The 7,693-nt window shown below is 48.0% G+C and carries 4 protein-coding genes and 1 pseudogene; all 5 read left to right on the top strand.

The annotated features are described in order from the left end of the window. Nucleotides 1–1,095, top strand: a pseudogene (locus NNN71_RS22635) (BREX-1 system adenine-specific DNA-methyltransferase PglX); the annotation flags it as partial. Beyond that, nucleotides 1,095–2,138, top strand: coding sequence for an AAA family ATPase (locus NNN71_RS22630; protein ID WP_271459389.1), 1,044 nt, complete (start codon nt 1,095–1,097; stop codon nt 2,136–2,138). The pseudogene NNN71_RS22635 and the gene NNN71_RS22630, both read left to right, overlap by 1 nt. Next, entirely contained in the window at nt 2,135–2,968 is an 834-nt protein-coding gene (locus tag NNN71_RS22625) for a DUF4435 domain-containing protein (RefSeq protein ID WP_271459388.1), read from the top strand. The genes NNN71_RS22630 and NNN71_RS22625 overlap by 4 nt, the downstream gene beginning before the upstream one ends. Before the next feature lie 2 nt (nt 2,969–2,970). Continuing rightward, nucleotides 2,971–5,568 (top strand): BREX-1 system phosphatase PglZ type A, encoded by a 2,598-nt coding sequence (gene pglZ / locus NNN71_RS22620; protein ID WP_271459387.1) that lies wholly within the window; start codon nt 2,971–2,973, stop codon nt 5,566–5,568. Between the two features lie 10 nt (nt 5,569–5,578). Then, nucleotides 5,579–7,654, top strand: a complete 2,076-nt coding sequence (brxL, locus tag NNN71_RS22615) for a protease Lon-related BREX system protein BrxL (RefSeq protein ID WP_040153458.1) — start codon at nt 5,579–5,581, stop codon at nt 7,652–7,654. Nucleotides 7,655–7,693 lie beyond the last annotated feature (39 nt).

Genomic DNA, 7,693 nt, shown 5'->3' with positions numbered 1-7,693 from the left:
TCCTTGAACACTGCTGAACTAATTTCTCTGGCTAAAGAAAATTGGAGTCAGCAGGAAAATAGTTATCAGTTTTCCTTCAGTCAGGATGCGTTTCAAAACGGCAGCCTAGTAAACATATTAAAAACCCAGACTGATGTTTTTTATCAAAAGTTAATCAAAACACATGAGCTAGAATGTGATAATAACAAAATATTTTATGAAAAATGCAATATTTTAAACGAAAACAATCTTGCCTTGGCAGAAATAACATTGGAAAATAATGTTTTCCAGTCATTAAGCTCAATTTCAAAAGATGAATATAACCAATTTAAGGCGATTCAGGTTATAAACTCACTTAGCCTGGCTATTGGCTGCATGATGGGCCGCTATTCCCTTGATCGCGAAGGCTTGGTCTACGCCAACGAAGGCAACAAAGGTTTTGCCGAATTAGTCGCCGAAGGTGCCTACAAAACCTTCCCCGCCGATGAAGATGGCATCCTGCCATTAATGGATTCCAACTGGTTCGATGACGATGTCACAGCCCGCGTAAAAGAGTTCGTGCGCACGGTCTGGGGTGAAGAACAGTTGCAGGAAAACCTCGATTTTATCGCCGAAAGTCTCTGCTTGTACGCAATCAAGCCGAAAAAAGGTGAGTCTTCGCTGGATACAATTCGTCGCTATCTTTCCACCCAGTTCTGGAAAGATCATATGAAGATGTACAAGAAACGCCCAATTTACTGGCTGTTCAGCTCCGGTAAAGAGAAGGCGTTTGAGTGTCTGGTTTATCTTCACCGTTATAATGAAGGCACATTGTCACGTATGCGTACCGAATATGTAGTTCCGCTGCTGGCGCGCTACCAGGGCAATATCGACCTAGTAAACGATCAGCTTAAGAGTGCTGAATCGGGAGCTGCTACCACGCGTCTGAAAAAAGAACTGGATGGGCTGACCAAAAAATTCAACGAGCTGCGTAGCTTCGATGACCGCTTGCGTCACTATGCTGATAGACGTATCACTATTGATCTGGATGACGGCGTTAAGGTTAACTACGGCAAGTTTGGCGATCTGCTGGCGGATGTAAAAGCCATTACCGGTAGCGCACCTGAGGAGATTTGATGAAAATAGCGGCGATTTATACGCAGAGTGTTGGCCCATTGGGCAATGCGGAAATTAGCTTTAAAAACAACTGGACGGGAGAGGTAGAGGAAAACGTTCTCCTTACCGGCCCGAACGGCTGCGGTAAATCGACGCTGCTTCGCTCTATTGCGATGCTTTGGGGGGCTTTTGGGTTCTGGCTAGAGCAATCCAAACCGCTCCCATCATCTCACGAATCCCGGAAATGGTTAGAACGATGGAACGGTGTCGCGATTGTTATAGATGACTTCACATCAACAACGCCATCTCGCTTGGGGCTATTTTTTGGCTCCGATGAATGGTCTGAGGAATTAATTGAATCCTATAAAGATGTTGAGTGGATTGGTGAAAGTCGTGCTGGGCGTAAATTGACGCTAAGGATTTTTGAAGATGCCTGGTTCCAGAAATGGGGTCACTACTACCAGAAAATGGTGATCACCACTGAGAGAGTTTCATCCCCTAATGTCATTTATCTGGATGCTGAGGCACGCAGATGGCTTGCGCCTAAAAAGAATATTTCCTCACTTGCACAGGATGATCTTAGCCAGCGCTGGCTGGCAACCTATACGCCTACCTCCGACTGGAAAGGGCAGCTTGAAGCTTCGCTGTTCAATATGAAAGCGACGCTCCCTGAGCTGTATCCAGAGATGATGAAAACGCTGAATCAGTTCTTCTCAGGAAAAGTCATTGAAGAAGAGATTCAGCCAGGGCAGCGTCAGCAGGTCAAACTTGCTAACGGTGAAACTCATACGTTGGATGAACTGAGTTCTGGTGAACATCAGGTCTTGATCATGCTCTTTATGGTTCAACGCTGGCTTCAGCCCGGCGGTGTCGTTTTAATCGACGAGCCGGACCTGCATCTGCACCCTTCGCTGGTTTCCCCCCTGCTTGCGACTCTGGAAAACATTATCCAGAAAAAGCAGGGGCAGCTTATTTTGACTTCCCATGCGACCGACGTCTGGCAGCGCTACGAAACGTTGGGGCTGCGTTATCCTCTTTCTGTTGAAAAGGATGATGAGCAATGAAGGAGTTTGAATGGCATATCAAGACCATCCTTGAGACAAAAATCACTGAAGGTAAACGAGCGTTGATCGTTGAAGGTAAAACGGATGAACTTGTTTTTACCCAGCTCTTAAAAAAAGTCGATCCCCAATGGGAAACCAACTGGGTTCTTGCCGAAGTCGGCGGGAAACGCAATGTGGTAGAAATTTTGTCAAAACAATCTGATTGGTTGGGCATTGTTGATCGCGATGAGTGGGATGATGCCCAGTTGAGCCAACGGCAACAACAATTGCCTAACCTGCTAGTTTTGCCCAGATTTTGCATTGAAAACTATCTTGTTGTCCCGAGTGAGCTTTTACCTGGACTGCCACCCAAACAAAGAGCCAAACTCCCCGGTGAGAGCGCAGCGGCGATAGAGGCTATTACGTCATCGATTACCGCAAATCTTGAAAGTTGGATTCAGTTTGGTACCGCATGGGCCATTATCAACCCGCTTTGGGATGAACTGCGATTGCTCGGATTTAACCGAGACCTTCTTGATCCGCAACAGGTGATTACAGAGCCCGGGTTTTTGGCTCATTGCGAACGTTGGCATGCACATCTGGATCCTGCAGTACTGTTACAAAGATACCAGAGCAAACTGGCCGAAATCCGCGATTTGCCAGTTGATGAACAATTACGCAAAATTGTTCACGGCAAAAAATTTTATAAAGCCGTTGTGACCCCTGCATTCATGCAGTTACTTGCAATTACGAAATCGATTTCAGTTGATGTATGGTTCAGGGGAATGCCGGTGCCAACTGACCTTGACTTTATATGGCATGAAATGAATTTGCCTGTAGAAGAAAATTAATTATGCAATTTAAAGAACTGGAATCCGGGCTTCGTCAGAAGTTTACCGACAACCGTATCGTCTTCTGGCATGACCCGGAACAACGCTTCACTGATTCACTCAATGAGCTGGATCTCGATAACGTCTCGCTGCTGGATATGCGCGGCGTTTCTGTGCTCGCAACAAAAAAACGACTTGAAATCGACGAGCCTGAGCAGAAATTTTTACTCTATTTCACCTGTGAGGTTCCTGCTCGCGAGCAGGACTGGATGCTGGATATCCGCCTCTATAGCACCGAATTCCACGCTGATTATGCGGCGATCACCCTGAATTCTCTGGGTATCCCGCAACTCGGTTTACGCGAACATATTCAGCTGCGCAAAGCCTTCTTTACCGTCAAGCGAACTCAGATCCTGAAGGGATGGGTTACCGAGCGCGAAACGGAAAACTCTCTCGATAAGAAAATGCTTGCGGTGGTGGTCGGAGCCAGTACCTTTGAAACCAAAGAGATTCTGTTTGCTTTGGTTCAGCAATTTGTCGCGGCACGGCAGCAGGATGACAGCGCGCTGGAGAACACCTTCGCCGTACTGAAGAAACTTGGCCTGGATGAGGTACTCTGGGAGATTCTTCGCATTGAGCTCGGGTACCAATCTGAATCTCCTTCCCTGGATAACCTGCTTCTGAAACTGTTCTGTACCGATCTCTGGGCGCAAGGTGATGAAGCGCATCGTGACTGGTTGAGTAAAAATGTGCTGGCAACTGCGGCTGGCCGAGCGTCTTCACTGGCCTTTATGGGGGCGTGGCGTAACGATCGTCGCTATAAAGTCGAATACGATTATTGTGCTGAAGATTTACAGCAGACACTCCAGCCAAAAGAGCACTACAACTACAGCTCACCGTACGCACTGGCAAAATGTGAAACCTTCGAGGCCATTGAACAACTTGTTATCCGTGGTCTGGTGACCCAGTTGCAAGAAGAGAGCACCACTCTGGACAGAGATGCCTTTAAAGCACTGGTATCTGAGCGCAGTGCTAAATACTGGAGCCAGACACGTCCAGAGTATCTTTCTATCTGGAATGCTATTCGTCAGGCGGAACGTTTGCTGAATTTGCGTAACCGCTACACTGACGGGTTTAATTTTCCCGATACAGGCGCGTTCTGGAAGGCCTACTGCGACGAAATTTATCGCTTCGATCAGACCTATCGTTTGTTCAATGAATATGCCGCGCCGGTGCACAGCAAAGGGGCGATGATCCTGCATGAACTGGATAAATTCATCGAAGAGTTATACAGCAACTGGTATCTGGCCGAGCTGAGTCGCGGCTGGAACAAATTGCTGGAAGCGGAAAACCGTATGCAGACATGGCAGTTTAGTGGCATACCCCTGCAGCGCAATTTCTATAAAGAGAATGTTAAACGTCAGTTTGACACCTCTCAGGTGAAACGCGTTTTTGTCGTGATCTCGGATGCACTGCGCTATGAAGTGGCGGAAGAGCTGGGCAGGCATATTAACCATGAGAAGCACTTCAGCGCAGAGCTGCGCTCCCAGACCGGAGTGCTCCCAAGCTATACCCAACTGGGCATGGCCGCACTGTTGCCTCATGAGTCGTTGAGCTACCTTCCTGATAATTCTGGCGTAGTTTATGCCGATGGGATGTCCACTTCCGGGTTTGAAAAACGAGCCGCTATTCTGGCGAAGGTGAATGGTGTGGCGCTGAAAGCAAAGGACTTGCAGAACGCCAATAACCAGGAAGTGAACGAGCAAATCCGCAACGCTTCCGTAGTTTATATCTGGCACGACACTATCGATGCCATGGGTGATAAGGCTGCAACGGAAGATAAAACGTTTGAGGCCTGCCGAAGTGCAATCACTGAGCTAAAAGATCTGGTTTCACGCCTGCGTAGCCGATTTAATGCCAGCCGAATTTTTGTTACCGCCGATCACGGGTTCCTGTTCCAACAACAAGCGCTGGTGGAGCAGGATAAAACGAAGCTGGAAAGTAAAGCCAAAGACACGATTGAAGCGAATAAGCGTTTTATTGTGGGTCATCAACTGCCTGAAAGTGAATTTTGCTGGCACGGTAAACTGGCAGATACTGCAGGCTCAAGCGATGAGAGTGAATTCCTGTTACCCAAAGGGGTACAGCGTTTCCACTTCGTAGGTGGTGCTCGTTTCGTTCATGGCGGAGCCATGCTGCAGGAGGTGTGTGTTCCTGTGTTGAAGATTCGCGCGCTTGAAAAGAAAGCGGCTGAGAAGCAACCCCAGCGGCAGCCCGTGTCCGTCGTTGCGCGGGATCAGGTGATCAAACTGGTTAACAGCATTGATAAAGTTGGTTTTATTCAGACTTCGGCAGTGAATGATTTAAATGAGCCGCGCACGCTGAATATCTTTATCGTCGATGAAGACAACCAGGTCGTATCCGGCACGGAAACAGTATGCTTCGACAGTGATAACGAAGATATGGGTAAACGCACCCGCGATGTAACCATGAAACTCATGGGGACGGCATTCAATCGTAAAAACAAGTATGTTCTTATTTTGGAGAATGCGGACAGCGCAACAGAGTATGGTCGCTACCCGATCACGATCGACCTGGCATTTCAGGATGACTTCTTTTAAGTGAGGCGTTATGCAACAGCAGGATAACTCAGCCAGTAACATGGAAACGGCCTCTGTGTTGGCTCAGGACCTAGATTCATTGTTGAATCAGCACTTTCGCGGTCGCGTGGTGCGTAAGGACCTGACGAAGCAACTTAAAGAAGGGGCTAATGTTCCGGTTTACGTACTGGAATATCTACTCGGTATGTACTGTGCCTCCGATGACGATGAGGTTGTCGAGCAGGGACTACAGTCGGTTAAGCGTATTCTTTCTGATAACTACGTCCGCCCGGATGAAGCAGAAAAAGTGAAATCACTAATTCGCGAGCGTGGTTCTTACAAGATTATCGATAAGGTCACGGTAAAGCTAAATCAGAAGAAAGACGTTTACGAAGCCCAGCTCTCTAACCTCGGCATTAAAGATGCCCTGGTGCCGTCTCAGATGGTGAAAGACAACGAGAAGCTGTTGACGGGTGGCATCTGGTGCATGATTACCGTGAACTACTTTTATGAAGAAGGGCAAAAAACGTCTCCTTTCTCGCTGTTCACACTGAAACCGATCCAGATGCCAAATATGGATATGGACGAGGTATTTGAGGCCCGCAAGCAGTTTGATCGCGACCAGTGGATTGATGTGCTGTTACGTTCGGTCGGGATGGAACCTGCAAATATTGAACAGCGTACCAAGTGGCATCTGATTACTCGCATGATTCCCTTTGTGGAAAACAACTATAACGTCTGTGAGCTGGGACCACGTGGTACCGGTAAGAGCCATGTTTATAAAGAATGCTCCCCTAACTCCCTGCTGGTATCTGGCGGGCAAACCACGGTAGCGAACTTGTTTTACAACATGGCCAGCCGGCAGATTGGTCTTGTGGGTATGTGGGACGTCGTCGCGTTTGATGAAGTGGCAGGGATCACTTTCAAAGACAAAGATGGCGTGCAGATCATGAAGGACTACATGGCGTCAGGTTCGTTCTCTCGCGGTCGTGACTCCATCGAAGGTAAAGCCTCCATGGTGTTTGTCGGCAACATTAACCAGAGCGTGGACACGCTGGTCAAAACCAGTCATCTGCTTGCACCGTTTCCGGATGCGATGATTGATACTGCATTTTTTGACCGCTTCCATGCTTATATTCCTGGTTGGGAAATTCCAAAGATGCGTCCGGAGTTTTTCACCAATCGCTATGGTTTGATTACGGATTACCTCGCTGAATACATGCGCGAGATGCGTAAACGTAGCTTCTCCGATGCAATTGATAAATTCTTCAAGCTGGGAAATAACCTCAATCAGCGTGACGTGATTGCCGTACGCCGTACGGTATCCGGTCTGTTGAAGCTACTGCACCCGGACGGTGCTTACGACAAAGAAGATGTACGGGTTTGTCTGACCTATGCACTGGAGGTCCGTCGTCGAGTTAAAGAGCAGCTTAAGAAACTCGGTGGCCTGGAGTTCTTCGATGTGAACTTCAGTTATATCGATAATGAGAGCCTGGAAGAGTTCTTCGTGAGCGTACCTGAGCAGGGCGGAAGTGAATTGATTCCTGCCGGTATGCCGAAACCTGGCGTAGTACATCTGGTCACGCAGGCTGATTCAGGTATGACGGGCCTCTATCGTTTTGAAACGCAGATGACTGCCGGTAATGGCAAACATGCGGTATCAGGTTTAGGGTCGAATACAGCAGCGAAAGAAGCGATTCGCGTGGGGTTTGACTACTTCAAAGGTAACTTAGGTCGTATCAGTGCTGCGGCTAAATTCTCTGAACATGAGTACCATCTTCATGTAGTGGAGCTGCACAGCACAGGGCCGAGTACAACCACCAGTCTGGCCGCGTTAATCGCGTTCTGTTCCATATTGCTTGCAAAACCGGTTCAGGAACAAATGGTCGTATTGGGCGGCATGACATTGGGCGGCGTGACGAATCCCGTTCAGGATTTAGCTGCGTGCCTGCAGGTAGCATTCGATAGCGGTGCTAAAAAGGTATTGCTCCCTATGGCCTCAGCTATGGATATCCCGACCGTACCGACTGAGTTATTTACCAAGTTCCAGGTAAGCTTTTATGCTGACCCTGTGGATGCGGTGTACAAGGCATTAGGTGTGAATTAAATGATATTGTTACCAGTACTGTGTTAACTGCGTTACTGG

Origin of the sequence: Kluyvera sp. Awk 3 (genome assembly GCF_028069715.1) — a bacterium.
Lineage (GTDB): Bacteria > Pseudomonadota > Gammaproteobacteria > Enterobacterales > Enterobacteriaceae > Kluyvera > Kluyvera georgiana_A.
The sequence above is the reverse complement of the archived record's forward strand: the minus strand, read 5'-3'. Positions and strand labels throughout refer to the sequence as shown.

Bases quoted from the DNA above. Each gene is read 5' to 3' on its own strand.
- NNN71_RS22630 (WP_271459389.1), top strand. From the start codon at position 1,095: ATGAAAATAGCGGCGATTTATACGCAGAGTGTTGGCCCATTGGGCAAT.
- NNN71_RS22625 (WP_271459388.1), top strand. From the start codon at position 2,135: ATGAAGGAGTTTGAATGGCATATCAAGACCATCCTTGAGACAAAAATC.
- pglZ (WP_271459387.1), top strand. From the start codon at position 2,971: ATGCAATTTAAAGAACTGGAATCCGGGCTTCGTCAGAAGTTTACCGAC.
- brxL (WP_040153458.1), top strand. From the start codon at position 5,579: ATGCAACAGCAGGATAACTCAGCCAGTAACATGGAAACGGCCTCTGTG.